A 16057-nucleotide genomic window follows, 5' to 3' on the forward strand; every position below is an offset into this window, starting at 1 on the left:
AGCCAGGCTCCCCTCTATGCATAAAGCGACGCGCTGCGCCCTTATTGCTGCTGGATCACCCAGATCTGGAAGGCCTTGCGGGTCTCCGCATCGGCCCTGTTGTACCAGCTCTGCAGCTGGGTCAGGGCTTCCGGATTGCTCTGAGCCTTGCTCGGCGCCACTTCGACCGGCGCGCTGGCGGCGGCCATCACGGCAGCACTGGAGACGGCAACGGTGGCTGGCTGGTTGAAGGCCTTGCCCATCTTGAGCAGCTCCTGCTGATAGTCACGGGTCAGCTGGAAGCCACCCACTTTCGGCATGATGAACTGTTCGCTGGCCAGGGCCTGACCGCTGACCTTGTCCTTGAGAACGACTTTCTGCTGTTTCACGAATTGCTGGGCTTCAGATTCGTTACGGGGCTTCTTGAAATCCAGCACCAGCTTCTGGTTGTCACCGGCGGTGAAGTTGATCACCAGGGGCTCGGCGGTCACCAGCTTGATCTCGCTGCGGCTGGAGTAGTTGCCTTCGAAGGCTACCACCACCTGGTGCTTGCCGGCACTGATGGGGAAGGTGCTGCTCTTGTCCAACAGCTTGGGATTGATGGACTCGCCATCGATCAGCTGGACCACGTAGGGATTGCTTATTTCCAGTTGGCTATCAGCCAGGGCGCTACCTGCCCACAACAGACCAGCCAGGGCCGGCACCAGAACAGTCAGTTTCATTTCATCTCCTTGAACAGTCAGGCGATTGCCCACTGAAAAATAGGGGCTCATTTTTACAGGTTTGCCCCACAGCAGCAATAGCCGTTTATGGCGCCGCCCGGCAGTCAGCTTGCTGACTTATCTGTCAAATAAACCCGACATGCCTCATTCGATACGCCGGGTGAAAGGGGGCAGCGCATCGAGCAAGCCCTTGCCGTAGCGCTTGGTGAGCAGGCGCCGATCGAGAATGGTTACCCGGCCCCGATCGGCTTCCTTGCGGATCAGACGACCACAGGCCTGGATCAGTTTGCGGGACGCCTCCGGTACCGTCAGCTGCAGGAAGGGGTTGCCGCCGCGTTTTTCGACCCACTCGGCGGTCGCCTCCTCCACCGGGGAGTTCGGCACCGCGAAGGGGAGCTTGGTGATCACCAGGTTGGTGAGGTAGTGACCGGGGAGGTCCAGCCCTTCCGAGAAGCTGCCTGTACCAAACAATATGCTGGCCTGACCGCCGTCGCACTTCTGTTTGTGCAGGGTGAGCAGAGCGTTGCGCGACGCTTCCCCCTGTACCAGCAGGGAGAGGCCCTTGGCCCGCAGCCCCACTGCCACCTCGTTCATCTGCCGGTAGGAGGAGAAGAGCACCAGGCTCGCCTCCTTGCCCGCCAGCAGACGGGGCAGGGTATCGACCAGCTCCTGGGTAAAGCCGGGAGCGCTCGGTTCATGGGTCATTTTTGGCAGATAAAGCTCGGCCTTGTGGTACTCGAAAGGAGAGCGCAGGCGCAGATAACGGGTGCCGTCATGCTCTTTGAGCCCCACCTGGTGGCGGAAATAGCTGAAGGAGGAGAGGGCGGTGAGGGTGGCCGAGACCAGCACGGCGCCCAGACAGCGGGACCAGAGCCACTCTTCCAGCAGATAACCCACCTCTATGGGGGAGGCGTGCAGCCAGATGTCCCCATCCTCGCTCCTGGCCATCCAACGGGCCAGCGGTGTCTTGCCCGACGGCACGTGGCGGCTCAGCATCTCCCACAGGGCGCAGAAACTCTCCAGCCGCTGCAGGTAAAAACCGCTCTCCGCCAGCAGGGGCTCGGCCTCCTTGCGACGGATTTCGCCGTCTTTGAGTGCCTCGCCGATGGCGCCCTGCATCCTGTCCAGCGCCCGCAGCGCCTTCTTGCTCGCCTCCTTCAAGTTTTCGGCCAGCATGGGCAGGGGATCGGGCAGGACCCCCTCGGCAAATCTGTGGTGCTGCTCGCTGCCAAACAGGTGATCGTTGCCGGCGAGCCACTGCTCCAGCGCCTTGAGATCCGGTTGCAGGGAGGCCAGGGCATCCTGCAGTTTCAGCTGGGGGTCGAGCAAGCTCTCCTTGTTCAGCGCCCTGGCCAGCTTGCCGGCGCTCTGCACCAGTTTTTCCAGCCAGCGGCGGGACCCCTTGATGCTGGCCGAGGCGGCACCGTGATCCCGGGCTATGGTCGGCAGGTGATGAGCCTCATCCAGCACATAGATACACTCATCCGGCGGCGGCAATATGATACCGCCGCCCATGGTGAGGTCGGAGAGCAGCAGGGCATGGTTGACCACCAGCACGTCGGCAGCGTCCATGTCGTTGCGGGCACGGTGGAAGGGGCAGTGCTGATGGTGGCTCAGTGCCTTGTTGCAGCTGTGGCGATCGGCGGCGATGCGATCCCAGCACAGATCCGGAATGGGCTTGGGCCAGTTGTCCCTGTCCCCGTCCCACTTCCCCTCGGTGTAGGCCTGCCACAGCGCCTGATAGCGTTCCTTGTCAGAATCTGACGGCTTGTGCTTGCTCAAACTACCGAAGTCGAGTTCGAGATTGGCCATCTCGGCGCCGCTTGCTGCTTGTTCAAGCAGATGTTCACAGCAGTAACGCTGACGCCCCTTGACCAGCATGAAGCGAAACGGCAGCTCGCTGTGGCGATGATAGAACGGCAGATCCTTGTGGATCAGCTGTTCCTGCAGGGCGACGGTGGCGGTGGAGATCACCAGTTTCTTCTGGGTGAGCCGTGCCACAGGGATGGCGCCCTGGGCGTAGGAGAGGGATTTGCCGATACCGGTGCCCGCCTCGGCCACCAGGATGCGGCGACTCTTCTCATACTCACCGGTGAGCGTCTTGGCGATTTCGGCCACCAGAAAATTCTGCTCCTTGCGCGGCACAAAACCGGGTAAACCATCGGCAATCTGTCGATAGGTATTGCGAATGGTGGCTTTGAGGCGAGTCGATAGCATGAATGAGGTGTGACCGTGTCTGGGATGAATGGCCACAGGATACCCGCAACAGGCGGCCTGGGTCGAGGCAAGGCGAGGCAGGGGTTAGGGGTCGGGATCCGCACTTATGTTATGGGGTGAGCGGCACGTGCAATAAACCACCAAAAAAGGGCGATTCAGGTAGCAAGTATCGCTGTAAACGTTTTCCCTGAGAGGGCAAACAATATGGGATTCAGCTCACAATTTTTTCCCTATGACTATGGTTTTCTCAAAAAGTTCCAAGTTTTTTCGTTGCGGATCGTAAAACCCGGTGATAGTCTCGGCTGCATAGTGATGCAAAGAACATCGCTAACACAGGGAATAACAAGGACTTAGTGTTTAATTACAGTAGGCATTGGAAACAACTATGAAAAAGACAATTCTGGCTATCGCTATCCCGGCTCTGTTTGCATCTGCCGCTAACGCCGCAGTCGTTTATGACAAAGACGGTACTTCCTTTGATATCTACGGCCGTGTACAAGCCAACTACTACGGCGAGCACGACGACACCGACGCAGAACTGGTTGGTTCCTCCCGTCTGGGCTGGTCCGGTAAAGTTGCACTGAACAACACCTGGTCCGGTATCGCCAAGACCGAATGGCAAGTCTCTGCTGAGAACTCCGCCAACAAGTTTGACTCCCGTCACATCTACGTCGGTTTCGACGGTACCCAGTACGGCAAGATCATCTTCGGCCAGACCGACACTGCGTTCTACGACGTGCTGGAGCCGACCGATATCTTCAACGAATGGGGTGACGTAGGTAACTTCTATGACGGTCGTCAAGAAGGTCAGATCATCTATTCCAACACCTTCGGTGGCTTCAAGGGCAAACTGTCCTATCAGACCAACGATGACAAGGCTGTCAAGGTTACTGATATCGGTCAAGGCATCAAAGAAGACGCCATCTATGGTCCGAAAGCCAAGCGTAACTACGGCTACGCCGCTGCTGCTGGTTATGACTTCGACTTCGGTCTGGGCCTGAACGCCGGTTACGCCTACTCCGACCTGGAAAGCACCGCTTCCAGTGCTTCTGGCGACAAGAAAGAGTGGGCCCTGGGCGCACACTACGCCATCAACGGTTTCTACTTCGCTGGTATGTACACCCAGGGTGACCTGAGCTACGACAACACCACCCAAGGTAGCAACAAGGACAAGGGCCGTGGCTACGAGCTGGCTGCCTCCTACAACGTAGACGCCTGGACCTTCCTGGCTGGCTACAACTTTGCCGAAGGCAAAGTGCTGTCCAACTCTTCCGGTTCTTCCTACGAAGACATCGTTGACGAGACCCTGCTGGGCGTACAGTACAACTTCACTTCCAAGCTGAAAGCGTACACCGAGTACAAGATCCAGGGTATCGACGACCTGGACGACGAGTTCACTGTTGCCCTGCAATACAACTTCTAATCCAGTCTTAGTACGGATTTAGTTGATAAACGGCCAAGCTTGCTTGGCCGTTTTGTTTTATCTGCCTTTCACCTTCCTCATACCCCGCTGTTTGGCCCTGCGCCAGGTCACGTTGTCTCTTTTCCGCCCTTGGCTCCCCCCTCGTAAATCGCTAGATTATTCAATTCGTTGAAAGATGGTCTGCCGACAGGGAAGGATGCGTGTGATCGATTTCAGTCACCCCGAGTGGCGGGCGTTGGCGCAGCAGTTGCTGGGCCACTCGCCTGTGGTGATCCGTGGCCGCCAGTGGCAACCGCTGGTGGGTCTGCTCAAGGATAACCAGCTGCTGCTCGCCCATGGCAGCAACAGCTATGAGCTCACACCGGCCGGACGGCGCTATCTCACCCGCGAGCTGATGCTGGCCGAGATCGCCACCGCTCCCCCCGAGCCCGAGGAGTGGCTTCATGCTCAGGGTTGGCAGTTGGGGGAGCAGGTTAACGAGCGGGTGCTGGCGGCGCTCTATCGCAAGTCAGATGTGAACTTCACCCCCAACGAGCAGATCGACTTTGAGGACAAGGGCATTCGGCTCTGTGCCGATCAGCTGTTGCGCTTGCGCTCCGCCCAGCCGTTCAGCCTCTTTTTTAGCAGCGGTACCCTGATCGACGCGGCGCCCTGGCTGCAGGCCCTCGGCGAAGTGTCCCTGCCTGAGCGTACCCGTGCGGATCTTGGCAAGATCCTGTGGGGGGAGGGGAATATCGAGCGGGTGATCACCACCGACAGCGTCGGCGCCTTTGCCGAGCTTCTTCTTGAGTCAGGCAGCTTGCTGGTGTGGGCACCCCCATCTGCCTCCCTGGCCCTGCAGCAGGTGGTGGCCGCTTTGCCGCCCAATGTGCTGTGGAGCCATCTCACCGCTCTCGACCCTGCCGGGGTGGATCGGGTGCAGGCGCTGGCCCAACGGCTGGGGCGTCCGGCCAGCTGGTGGCTGCCCCGGGATCTGGCTCCCATCAAGGAGGCCTATGCCGCCCCTCTGCAGGACGCACGCCCTTGGGAGCCGAGCCGGATCCCCCGTCCATTGCGGGCGTGGTGCAGCGATCTGGTGGAGTCCAACCGCGGCCTGTCGGCCGAGGTGTGTGCCCTGGCATCGGGCTGGCATGCCATCGGCTGACGGGGCCGCCATCCCCGTTGAGAAAGCGGTTTTCCCCTATGGAAGGCAGTGGTATAAAGAGTTGACGGAGCGCTCGCCAAAGGGGCGCTTTTGTTTGCCAATCTACTTTGCCAGCCAACGAACTCAACGGAATACAGGGAATACCATGTTTGAAAAGGTTGTTGCCGCCCCAGCGGATCCGATCCTGGGCCTGACCGAAGCCTTCCGTGCCGACTCTCGCAGCCACAAGATCAATCTGGGGGTCGGGATCTACAAGGATGAGACCGGTGCCACTCCTATCCTTCATTGCGTCAAGAAAGCCGAGCAGAAGCTGCTCACCGACGAGAAGACCAAGAACTACCTCGGTATTGAAGGCAATATCGAATATGGCCGCATAGTGCAGCAACTGCTGTTCGGGCAGGACTCCGCCCTGGTCGCCAGCGGCCGCGCCAAGACAGCCCAGGCACCGGGTGGTACCGGTGCCCTGCGCATCGCCGCCGAGTTCGTGGTGCGCAACGGTCTGGCCAAGACCATCTGGATCTCCGATCCCACCTGGGCCAACCACGTCAGCGTGTTCCAGGCCGCCGGCCTCACCGTCAAGTGGTACAAGTACTACGATGCGGCGACCAAGGGTCTCGACTTTGCCGCCATGCAGGCGTCCCTTGCCGAGGCGCAGGCCGGCGATCTGGTGCTGCTGCACGGCTGTTGTCACAACCCGACCGGCATAGACCCCACCAGCGATCAGTGGCGCGCCCTGGCCAAACAGAGTGCCGCCGCCGGCTGGCTGCCGCTGTTTGACTTCGCCTACCAGGGTTTTGCCCGTGGTATCGAGGAAGATGCCGAGGGGCTGCGCATCTTCGCCGAGTGCCATGACGAGCTGCTGGTCGCGAGCTCCTTCTCCAAGAACTTCGGCCTCTACAACGAGCGGGTCGGCGCCTTCACCCTGGTCAGTGCGACCAAGGCGATTGCCGACGTGGCCTTCACCCAGGTCAAGACCGTCATTCGTGCCAACTACTCCAACCCGCCGTCACACGGCGCCGCCGTGGTGACCACCATCGTCAGCGATCCGGCCCTCTATGCAGAGTGGGTGGAAGAGGTGGCGGCCATGCGGGTGCGCATTCGCGAGATGCGCGAGCTGCTGGTGGAGAAACTCAGCGCCCTCGGCGTGAGCCAGGACTTCAGCTTCATCCGCGAGCAGAACGGCATGTTCTCCTTCTCCGGTCTCTCCAAGGATCAGGTGGAGCGCCTCAAGAGCGAGTTTGCCATCTATATCGTCGGCTCCGGCCGGATCAGTGTGGCCGGGATCACCCGCGCCAACATAGATCCCCTGTGCGACGCCATCGCCAAGGTGCTGTAACTGAGGCGAAGAGGTTCTATGCGGGAATCACCCGCGTCAATATCAATAGATCCCCTGTGCGATGCCATTGCCAAGGTGCTGTAAGCACAACCATCGGCCTCCGCTCAGTAAAAAGCCCGCCATGTCGGCGGGCTTTTTCATGCCTGTTTTCCGGCATCAGCGGCGCCGTTTGCTGCCCCCGAGCAGAGAGCCGAGCACCCCCCGTACCAACTGACGACCCACCTCGTTGCCCAGGGTGCGGGCCACGCTCTTGGCGGCGGTCTGCACCACGCCGTCATGCTGGCCACCGCGCGGGCCTGTGCGCCCGAACAGGATGCCGTTGAGGGCATCGAGCAATCCGCCACCCTGCTCCGACGGGGTCTGGGGGGCATCATCTGCGGCGGTTGGTGCCCCGCCATTGAGACGCTCGAAGGCGGATTCACGATCCTCGCGGGTCTCGTATCTGCCGTGGAGCACTGACCCCTGGATCAGGACCTGCCGCTCGGCGTCGTTCAGGGGACCTATGCGACTGGCGGGCGGGGCGATGAAGGCGCGCTCCACCACGCAGGGGCGCCCCTTCTCATCGAGCAGGGAGACCAGGGCCTCGCCCACCCCGAGCTCGGTGATGACGCCGGCCGCGTCGAAGGCCGGGTTGGCGCGCAGGGTGTTGGCGGCGATGCGCACCGCCTTCTGATCGCTCGGGGTAAAGGCGCGCAGGGCATGCTGCACCCGGTTGCCGAGCTGCCCCAGCACGCTGTCGGGAATGTCGGCCGGGCTCTGGGTCACGAAGTAGACGCCGACCCCTTTCGAGTGGATGAGGCGCACCACCAGTTCAATTTTTTCCAGCAGCGCCTTGGGGGCGTCGTTGAACAAGAGATGTGCCTCATCGAAGAAGAACACCAACACGGGTTTATCGGGATCCCCCACCTCGGGCAGTTGCTCGAACAGCTCGGAGAGCAGCCAGAGCAGGAAGCAGGCATAGAGCCGGCTGGACTGGGTGAGCTTGCCGGCCGCCAGCACATTGATGTGGCCGTGGCCGGCCCCGTCGGTCTGCAGCAGATCCTGAATGTCCAGCATGGGCTCGCCGAAGAAGTGGTCCCCTCCCGCGCTCTCCAGGGTGAGCAGGTTGCGCAGGATGGCGCCGATGGAGGCGGTGGACACATTGCCATAGCGAGTGGTGAGGGATTTGGCGTTGTCTCCGGCAAACTGCACCATGGCGCGCAAATCTTTCAGATCGAGCAGCAGTAGGCCCTCGTCGTCTGCCACCTTGAACACCAGCTCCAGCACCCCGCTCTGGGTGTCGTTGAGGCCGAGCAGACGGGCCAGCAGCAGAGGCCCCATATCGGAGATGGTGGCTCGCACCGGGTGCCCCTGCTCGGCGAAGAGATCCCAGAACAGGGTGGGGCTGGCGGCGAAGGCGGGAGTCGGAATGCCGAGCTGGGCCAGCCGGGCATCCAGCTTGGTCGACGGGGTGCCGGCGGCGCCAAGGCCACTGAGATCCCCCTTCACATCCGCCAGAAAGACCGGCACCCCGAGGCGGGAGAACCCCTCTGCCAGCACCTGCAGGGTGACTGTCTTGCCGGTCCCGGTGGCGCCTGTGATGAGGCCGTGGCGGTTGGCCATGGCGGGCAGCAGGGCGATGGGTTGGCCATTGGCATAGGCCAGCGTCAGTGGTTGGGCCATGGTGAACTCCTTGTCTTGGCAGGCAGCGGCAAGCTGAGGGCTATAAGGAGTGTGGTGGCAGAGCCAAACGATGGCAAGGCGGGGCGAGTTGCGGCCTACAGGGAACCCGAAGGTCGGGGAGGGGGCTCAGCGGGAGTGGCTCAGCCTGCCCAGTTGCAGCATCAAGAGAGTGAGCAGGGCCCCGGTGGTGGCGGTCAGCACCGCCAGCAACAGGCTGCCGAGCAGGAAGGGGGGCGCCAGGGTCGCCGCCTCGTGCTCCAGCCAGTGCAATGACCAGGTGAGGTGAAACGGCTCAGGCGTCTGGTGCAGCACCAGGCAGCCGGTACGATAGGCATAGAGGTACATGAAGGGCAGCGTCAGCGGGTTGTTGAACCAGACCGCCAGCAGTGCCAGGGGCAGGTTGAGGCTGAACGCCAGCGCCAGTCCGACCGCCACCAGGGAGTGCATGGGAACGGGGATCCAGCTGGCAAAGAGGCCGGCCGCCACGGCGCCGCTGAGCGCCCGGGTGCCACCCTGCCAGAGGGCGGGGGTCAGCAGGCGCTCACCAAACAGGGCGAACCACTTCTGCTGGCGCAGGGTGTCGGGGTTTATCTTGATTCGGACCAGCCAGCGGCTCAGCATGCCCGCGCCTCCTTGCGCTTCTGCCACTGGCGCACAGTATTGATGCGCCAGAAGGTGCGGATGAGGGTGTAACCCAGCAGCGAACTCAAGAGCGCGAGCACCAGGGATCCCAGCAGCAGCGGCGGGGCCAGGGTTTCAAATACCGAGACCAGCCATGCCCAGGTGAACTGGATATCGATGTGCTGGGCGGGGTGGCCGAGCAACTGGCAGCCCACCAGGTAGGCGCCATAGAACAGCGGCGGCATGGTGACTGGGTTGGAGAGCCAGACCAGGGCGACCGAGAGGGGCAGATTGACCCTAAAGAGGATGGCACCACCAGCCGCCAGCAGCATCTGGCAGGGAAGGGGGATCCAGGCCATGAAGAGGCCGACCGCGAAGGCACCGGCGGCGGAGCGGCGGTTGAGGTGCCAGAGGCTGGCATCGAGCAGCAACTTGCCGAACAGCCGCAGGTGCTTGTGCTCCTTGAGCTTGTCCTGATCGGGCAGCCAGCGTTTGATGAGTCGTTTGGGCATGTTTGAAACCTTGCTAAATACTTGCTCCATGGATCTGCGTCTGTTGTCGTTTGCCCTGGGGGCAAGCTCCTCACTGCTCTGGCCCTGGTTACCCTCTACTGCATGGGGCGGCGCGCTGCTGGCCCTCGCCATCCTGCTCGCCCATGGCCGTCATTGGCGGCTCATGTTTCTGGTGCTCGGCGTGCTCTGGATGCAGCTGAACCTGCAGTATCGGTTGGCCTGGCTGGACAAGCTGGAGACACAGACCAGCCACATCATAACCGCACGGGTGCAAAGTACGGAGTCCTCAGGCGATAAACCACGAGATAAATTTGCCCGCCTGCTGCTGCGGGTCGAGACGCTGGACGAGCAGCCCCTCGGGGTGGCCACTCTCGTCAGGATCAATGCCTACCAGGCACTGTCGCCCCTGCCCGCCGGCAGTCGCATTACCCTGGTGAGTTCTCTCAAGCCCGCCCACGGGCTGGCCAACGAGGCAGGCATGGATGGGCGGCGCCTGCTGCTTGGCAAGGGGATCACGGCGACCGGCAACCTGCGCCGTCTCATCGAGGTCCAGGGGGCGGCACCCGGGATGCGGGAGCGCTGGCTGGCCGCTGCCAGCACCGCCTGGCAGGGGCTGGAGCAGGCCCCCTTGCTGGCGGCCCTCAGCTTCGGGGAGCAGGGGGGCATCACGGATGCCCAGTGGGATCTGTTTCGCGGCAGCGGCCTGACCCACATCATCGCCATCTCCGGCCAGCATATCGCCCTGGTGGCGGTGCTCGGCTGGTGGCTGGGGCGGCTGCTGGGGTTGCGGGGGGCCATTCTGGTCTCCCTCTTGTTTGCCGCTGTCTACAGTTGGCTGGCGGGTTTTGCGGTGGCGACCGAGCGGGCCCTCATCATGGTGCTGGTGTGGAGCCTGCTGCGCTGGCTGAAGCGGGACTGGCCCAGCCACCGCATCTGGCTGTGGGCCTTCGTGGTGCTCGTGCTCTGGGATCCCTTCGCCCTCTACTCGGCCGGCTTCTGGCTCTCCTTCATGGCGGTGGCCCTGTTGTTGCTGGCGAGCCTGCTGCACGCGCGCCCCGGACTGGTGCGTCTGCAGTGCCTGCTGCTGCTCGGGCTGCTGCCCCTGCAACTGCTGCTGTTCGAGGGCGTGGCCCCGCTGGCGCTCTTGCTCAATCTGCTGGCGTTGCCGCTGTTCTGTCTCGGCATCATTCCGCTGTCGCTGATCGGCGTGCTGCTGGCGCCGATCTCCACCGCCCTGGCTCACGGCCTGTTCTGGCTGTCCGATCTGGGGCTGACGTGGGTGTTGTGGGGACTCGGCCTGCTGGCGGACCATCTGCAGCTCTGGTGGTCGGTTCCCGGCTGGCTGATGCCCGTCAGCACCTTGCTGGTGCTGCTGTGGGGGGCCTGGCACCTGCCGGGAGGGCGCGGTTTGCTGCTCCCGGTGGGGGCCGCACTGCTGCTGGGGGCCTGGCCTGCTCCCACGCCCTGGCAGGTGCGGGTGCTGGACGTGGGGCAGGGCTTGTCGGTACTCGTCACCCGCGGCGAGCGCGGCATCCTCTATGACACCGGGGATCGCTACCCCGGCGGTTACAACATGGCGGAGGCCGCCATCCTGCCCGTGTTGAACCGGCTCGATGTGCGGGTACTCGATGCCCTCATCATCAGTCACAAGGACAGGGACCATGCGGGCAATCGGCAAACAATGCTGCAGGCGATGCCGGTGCGCCGCGAGCTCTCTTCGTTCGGCTTCGCCCGCAGCACGACCCTGTGTCGCCGTGGTCAGCGCTGGCACTGGCAGGGGCTGGATTTTCGCGTGCTCTGGCCCGAGCGGCCGGGGGCGGGTCGCAATAACGACAGTTGCGTGGTGCAGATAAGCGATGGCCGGCATCGTCTCCTGCTCAGTGGCGACATAGAGCAGGAGGCGGAGCGTCGCCTGCTGGCCCTGGAGAGCAAGGGAGAGGGAGGCGTGTTCGCCAGCACATCTGCCAGTACTCGCTTCAGCACCCTCGCCAGCGCCGTGCTGGTGAGCCCTCACCATGGCAGCCGCACCTCCTCGATCCCGGGCTTCGTGGCGGCGGTGAACCCGGATGTCGTCATCCACAGCGCCGGTGACAGGAACCAGTGGCAGTTTCCCCGCCCCGAGGTGGTGGCGAGATACCAGGGCGCCCGTCAGTGGGTGACGGGGCAGGATGGCGCCATCCTGATCGAGGCGGGGGAGGCCGGGCTCGAGATCCGGCCCGATCGCGAGCAGGGCCCCTGGTACAGGCGCAATGGCCACTGGTGGCGGCCCAGGCTATGGCACTAGGACTCTCCCTCGGCCGTTATTTCTCTTTGGGGTGGTGCCGGTGCTATGGCAACGCTTGGTGTAATCCTGCGCTTTGGCTAGGGCAATCATCCGTCATTTCCCTTTGAGGGAGGGTGAGGGAGATGGCCAGGCGATGGCAACGCTTGGTGTAATCCTGCGCTTTGGCTAGAATACCCCGTCATTTCCCTCATTAACGGCTATTCATGCAACAAGAAACCTCACAAGAGAGCTGGCCCGTCTTCAAACGCCTGCTCGGTTATGTCCGGGATCGCAAACTGGGGCTGGTGGGCGGCATCATCGGCATGCTGGGTTATGCGGCCGTGGATACCACCTTCGTCTACTCCATCAAGCCGCTCATCGATCAGGGCCTCAACGGCAACGACAGCAGCGTGCTCAAGTGGATGCCCTTCTTTGTGCTCGGCATCGTCGCCCTGCGCGGATGCGCCGCCTTCCTCTCCAACTACTGCATGGCCTGGGTCGGCAACCATGTGGTGATGCGGCTGCAGCAGCAGGTGTTCAGCCACCTGATGGCCATGCCCATGAGCTTCTTCGACCGCCAGAACACCGGCAACCTGCTCTCCAAGGTGACCTATGACGCCGGTCAGGTGTCGTCCGCCGCGAGCTCCACCCTGGTGTCTCTGGTGCGGGAAGGAGCCACCGTCATCGGCCTGCTCGGCCTGATGTTCTGGCACTCCTGGCAGCTGTCGGTGATCTTCCTGGTGGTCGGCCCCGTGGTGGGGGTGCTGATTGGTCTCATCAGCCGTCGTTTCCGCAAGATCAGCCGCCACATCCAGCAGGCGGTGGGTGACATCACCACCTCCACCGAGCAGATGCTCAAGGGCCATAAAGAGGTGCTGATGTTCGGCGGCCAGCAGGTAGAGGACAAGCGCTTCTATCAGGTCAGCAACCGGATGCGCCAGCAGACCATGAAGATGGTGGCGGCCGACGCCATCGGCAGCCCCATCGTCCAGATGGTGGCCTCGGTCGCCCTGGCGGTCTTCCTCTATGTGGCGACCATCGACTCGGTCAAGGCGACCCTGACAGCGGGCACCTTCACCGTCATGGTCACCTCCATGATGATGCTGCTCAAGCCGCTGAAAAGCCTGACCGACGTGAACAACCAGTTCCAGCGCGGCATCACCGCCTGCCAGAGCCTGTTCGGTCTGCTGGACTCCACCCCGGAACAGGACACTGGCACCCGCACCCTGGAGCGGGCCCGTGGGGAGATCGAGTTTCGCAACGTCACCTTCACCTACCCGACCAAGGATACCCCGGCGCTGCACAACATCAGCTTCAAGGTGGAGGCGGGCAAGTCTGTGGCCCTGGTGGGCCGCTCCGGCTCAGGCAAGAGCACCATCGCCAGCCTCTTGACCCGCTTCTATGACATAGAGCAGGGGGAGATCCTGTTGGACGGCGTCAACATCCGCGAATACAAGTTGAGCGAGCTGCGCAAGCAGTACGCCCTGGTCTCCCAGCATGTCCACCTGTTCAACGACTCCGTGGCCAACAACATTGCCTACGCGGCAGAAGAGAAGTACAGCCGGGAAGAGATCCAGCATGCCGCCCGCATCGCCCATGCCGACGAGTTCGTGCGCAAGATGCCGGAGGGCTATGACACCGTCATCGGCGAAAATGGCGCCTCCCTCTCCGGTGGTCAGCGCCAGCGCATCGCCATCGCCCGCGCCCTGCTGCGTGACTCCCCGGTACTGCTGCTGGACGAGGCCACCTCGGCCCTGGATACCGAGTCCGAGCGCCACATCCAGGCGGCCATCGACGAGCTGTGCAAGGCGCGCACCTCCCTGGTGATCGCCCATCGTCTCTCCACCATCGAGAAGGCGGACGAGATCCTGGTGATCGACGAGGGTCATATCGTCGAGCGCGGCAACCATGATGCCCTGATGGCCCAACAGGGCACGTATGCCCAGTTGCGGGCCATTCAGTTTGGCAACGTTGCTGTGAGTAACAAGGGCTGATGCTGGAGCGTCTCTGGTACGGCAAGAGTGGCTGGCGCTGGGCGCTGGCTCCCTTGGCCCTGCTGTTTGCCCTCGTCAGCGGCGGGCGCCGCTTCGCCTACTGGCGCGGCTGGTTCAGCACCTATCGCGCCAGCCTGCCGGTGATCGTGGTGGGCAATATCTCGGTCGGTGGCAACGGCAAGACCCCTGTGGTGGTCTGGCTGGTGGAACAGCTTCAAGCCCGTGGCTGGCGCCCCGGCGTGGTCAGCCGGGGTTACGGTGGCAAGGCGCCCCATTACCCTTACCGGCTGGACGCCACCAGCACCACCGCCCAGGCGGGGGATGAGCCTGTGCTCATCGCAAGGCGCTGCGGCTGCCCCGTGGTGGTGGCGCCCAGGCGCGCCGATGCGGTGCGTCTGCTGGAGCAAAGCGGCGAGGTGGACATCGTCATCACCGACGACGGTCTGCAGCACTACGCCCTGGCCCGGGACATCGAACTGGTGGTGGTGGATGGGGCCCGGCGCTTCGGCAATGGCTGCCTGCTCCCCATGGGGCCGCTGCGCGAACCCATGACCCGCCTCAAGCGGGTCGATGCCATCATCTGCAACGGCGGCACCCCGGCCCAGGGGGAATACCCCATGGCGCTGGTGGCGGCCGCGCCGCGCCGCGTGTGCGACGATGCGCCCCTCGAGGCGCCTCTCACCGGACCTGTGGATGCACTGGCGGGCATAGGCCATCCTCCCCGCTTCTTTGCCACCCTGACCGGACTCGGTTATGAGCTGGCAGAGCGTGTCGGTTATGCGGATCATCAGGCCTTTGATCGGGATGAGCTGCTCGCCCGCTTCGGCCAGCGCCCCCTGCTGATGACGGAGAAGGATGCGGTCAAGTGCCGGGCCTTCGCGCCGCCACACTGGTGGTATCTGCCGGTCAGCGCCGAGTTGCCCGCCGCCCTGCTCGATACCCTGCTGCAGCGGTTGACCCCGCTGCAGGCACCCGGCCCTGACCATGCACACTGAATGGCGCAAGATCATCGCCTGCACGGCATAGCCCGTACGGCACAATTGCAAGGAGCCGGGTTCCGGCTCCGGCGATGGAACATTAAACTGCTCGGCAGCCTAGCCCGTCCGAGATCGTCGCTTGCTCGACATCGTTGAAGGAGTTTCGTTTTGGCACTGGATATCAAATTGCTCGACATCATCGCCTGCCCGGTTTGCAAGGGGAAGCTGCACTATCAACCGCAATCGGACAAGGCTGCCCATGAGCTCATCTGCCGTTTCGACAGACTGGCCTATCCGCTGGAGGAGGGGATCCCCGTCCTCCTGGAGAACCGGGCGCGTCATCTGCCCCTGGAAGAGCTGAAGCCATGAGTTTCGTCGTCGTCATTCCGGCCCGTTACGCCTCGACCCGCTTGCCGGGCAAGCCGCTGGCGGACATCCATGGCAAGCCCATGGTGCAGCACGTGGTGGAGAAGGCCCTGCAATCGGGCGCCGATCGGGTGATCGTCGCCACTGACGATGAGCTGGTGCGGCAGGCGCTGCGGGCAACCGGTGTCGAGGTGTGTATGACCTCACCGGATCACCAGTCCGGCACCGAGCGCCTGGCCGAGGTGTGCCGTCACTACGGCTTCGCCGCCGATACCATCATCGTCAACGTGCAGGGGGATGAGCCGCTCATTCCGCCCGTCATCATCCGTCAGGTGGCGGACAATCTGGCCGCCGCCACTGCCCCCATGGCGACCCTGTCCGTACCGATCAAGGATGCCGAAGAGGCGTTCAATCCCAATGCCGTCAAGGTGGTGACGGACAAAGATGGCTACGCCCTCTACTTCAGCCGCGCCAGCATTCCCTGGGACAGGGATCGCTTTGCCAAGAGCCATGAGCAGATTGGCAATCACTATCAGCGCCACATCGGCATTTATGCCTATCGCGCCGGTTTCATCCAGCGTTACGTGGACTGGGCGCCGAGCGCGCTCGAGCAGGTCGAGGCGCTGGAGCAGCTGCGGGTGCTCTGGTACGGGGAGAAGATCCACGTGGCCCAGGCGCTTGAGGCCCCCCCGGTCGGGGTGGATACCCAGACCGATCTCGACAAGGTGCGTGCCCTGCTGGCCAACTGAGGCTGGCTGCACGAAAGTTGACTGATACGGCGCCTTCAGGCGCCGTTTTTTCGTTGATTATTTATATAATAATTCCTGATTACCCATGACCC

At 62.9% G+C, this 16057-nt stretch carries 13 protein-coding genes; 8 read left to right on the forward strand and 5 right to left on the reverse strand.

Annotated elements, in window-relative coordinates; genetic code table 11:
• Positions 1 to 41: 41 nt before the first annotated feature.
• Both BN1127_RS12315 and dinG read right to left on the reverse strand, forming a co-directional pair.
• Entirely contained in the window at positions 42 to 701 is a 660-nt protein-coding gene (locus tag BN1127_RS12315; RefSeq protein WP_042649654.1) for a YccT family protein, read from the reverse strand.
• A 144-nt stretch (positions 702 to 845) separates the two neighbouring features.
• Positions 846 to 2918: an ATP-dependent DNA helicase DinG gene (dinG, locus tag BN1127_RS12320; RefSeq protein WP_042649655.1), complete on the reverse strand. Its 2073-nt coding sequence runs from the start codon at positions 2916 to 2918 to the stop codon at positions 846 to 848.
• 385 nt (positions 2919 to 3303) lie between these two features.
• Between dinG and BN1127_RS12325 the strand changes: the two genes are divergently transcribed.
• From BN1127_RS12325 to BN1127_RS12335, 3 genes are all read left to right on the forward strand, one after another.
• Entirely contained in the window at positions 3304 to 4341 is a 1038-nt protein-coding gene (locus BN1127_RS12325; RefSeq protein WP_042649656.1) for a porin, read from the forward strand.
• A 202-nt stretch (positions 4342 to 4543) separates the two neighbouring features.
• On the forward strand, positions 4544 to 5485 hold the full coding sequence (locus BN1127_RS12330) for a hypothetical protein (protein WP_042649657.1): 942 nt from the start codon (positions 4544 to 4546) through the stop codon (positions 5483 to 5485).
• A 145-nt stretch (positions 5486 to 5630) separates the two neighbouring features.
• Complete coding sequence (locus BN1127_RS12335; protein WP_005329100.1) at positions 5631 to 6821, forward strand: amino acid aminotransferase; 1191 nt, start codon at positions 5631 to 5633, stop codon at positions 6819 to 6821.
• Between the two features lie 156 nt (positions 6822 to 6977).
• On the opposite strand, the gene BN1127_RS12340 is transcribed toward BN1127_RS12335, so the two are convergent.
• From BN1127_RS12340 to BN1127_RS12350, 3 genes are all read right to left on the reverse strand, one after another.
• A complete protein-coding gene (locus BN1127_RS12340; protein ID WP_042649658.1) occupies positions 6978 to 8483 on the reverse strand; it encodes a helicase HerA-like domain-containing protein in 1506 nt (501 codons plus the stop codon).
• Between the two features lie 126 nt (positions 8484 to 8609).
• Entirely contained in the window at positions 8610 to 9104 is a 495-nt protein-coding gene (locus BN1127_RS12345; RefSeq protein WP_042649659.1) for a DUF2062 domain-containing protein, read from the reverse strand.
• Positions 9098 to 9616, reverse strand: a complete 519-nt coding sequence (locus tag BN1127_RS12350; RefSeq protein WP_042649660.1) for a DUF2062 domain-containing protein — start codon at positions 9614 to 9616, stop codon at positions 9098 to 9100. The genes BN1127_RS12345 and BN1127_RS12350 overlap by 7 nt, the downstream gene beginning before the upstream one ends.
• A 28-nt stretch (positions 9617 to 9644) precedes the next feature.
• Between BN1127_RS12350 and BN1127_RS12355 the strand changes: the two genes are divergently transcribed.
• From BN1127_RS12355 to kdsB, 5 genes are all read left to right on the forward strand, one after another.
• Entirely contained in the window at positions 9645 to 11900 is a 2256-nt protein-coding gene (locus BN1127_RS12355) for a DNA internalization-related competence protein ComEC/Rec2 (RefSeq protein ID WP_042649661.1), read from the forward strand.
• Positions 11901 to 12103: 203 nt separating this feature from the next.
• Complete coding sequence (msbA, locus tag BN1127_RS12360; RefSeq protein WP_005331991.1) at positions 12104 to 13873, forward strand: lipid A ABC transporter ATP-binding protein/permease MsbA; 1770 nt, start codon at positions 12104 to 12106, stop codon at positions 13871 to 13873.
• Positions 13873 to 14868 (forward strand): tetraacyldisaccharide 4'-kinase, encoded by a 996-nt coding sequence (lpxK, locus tag BN1127_RS12365; protein WP_005331989.1) that lies wholly within the window; start codon positions 13873 to 13875, stop codon positions 14866 to 14868. Before msbA ends, lpxK begins: the two co-directional genes overlap by 1 nt.
• A gap of 150 nt (positions 14869 to 15018) precedes the next feature.
• Complete coding sequence (locus tag BN1127_RS12370) at positions 15019 to 15219, forward strand: Trm112 family protein (RefSeq protein WP_005331987.1); 201 nt, start codon at positions 15019 to 15021, stop codon at positions 15217 to 15219.
• On the forward strand, positions 15216 to 15965 hold the full coding sequence (kdsB, locus tag BN1127_RS12375; RefSeq protein WP_005331986.1) for a 3-deoxy-manno-octulosonate cytidylyltransferase: 750 nt from the start codon (positions 15216 to 15218) through the stop codon (positions 15963 to 15965). Before BN1127_RS12370 ends, kdsB begins: the two co-directional genes overlap by 4 nt.
• Positions 15966 to 16057 lie beyond the last annotated feature (92 nt).

Origin of the sequence: Aeromonas media (assembly GCF_000819985.1) — a bacterium.
Lineage (GTDB): Bacteria > Pseudomonadota > Gammaproteobacteria > Enterobacterales > Aeromonadaceae > Aeromonas > Aeromonas media.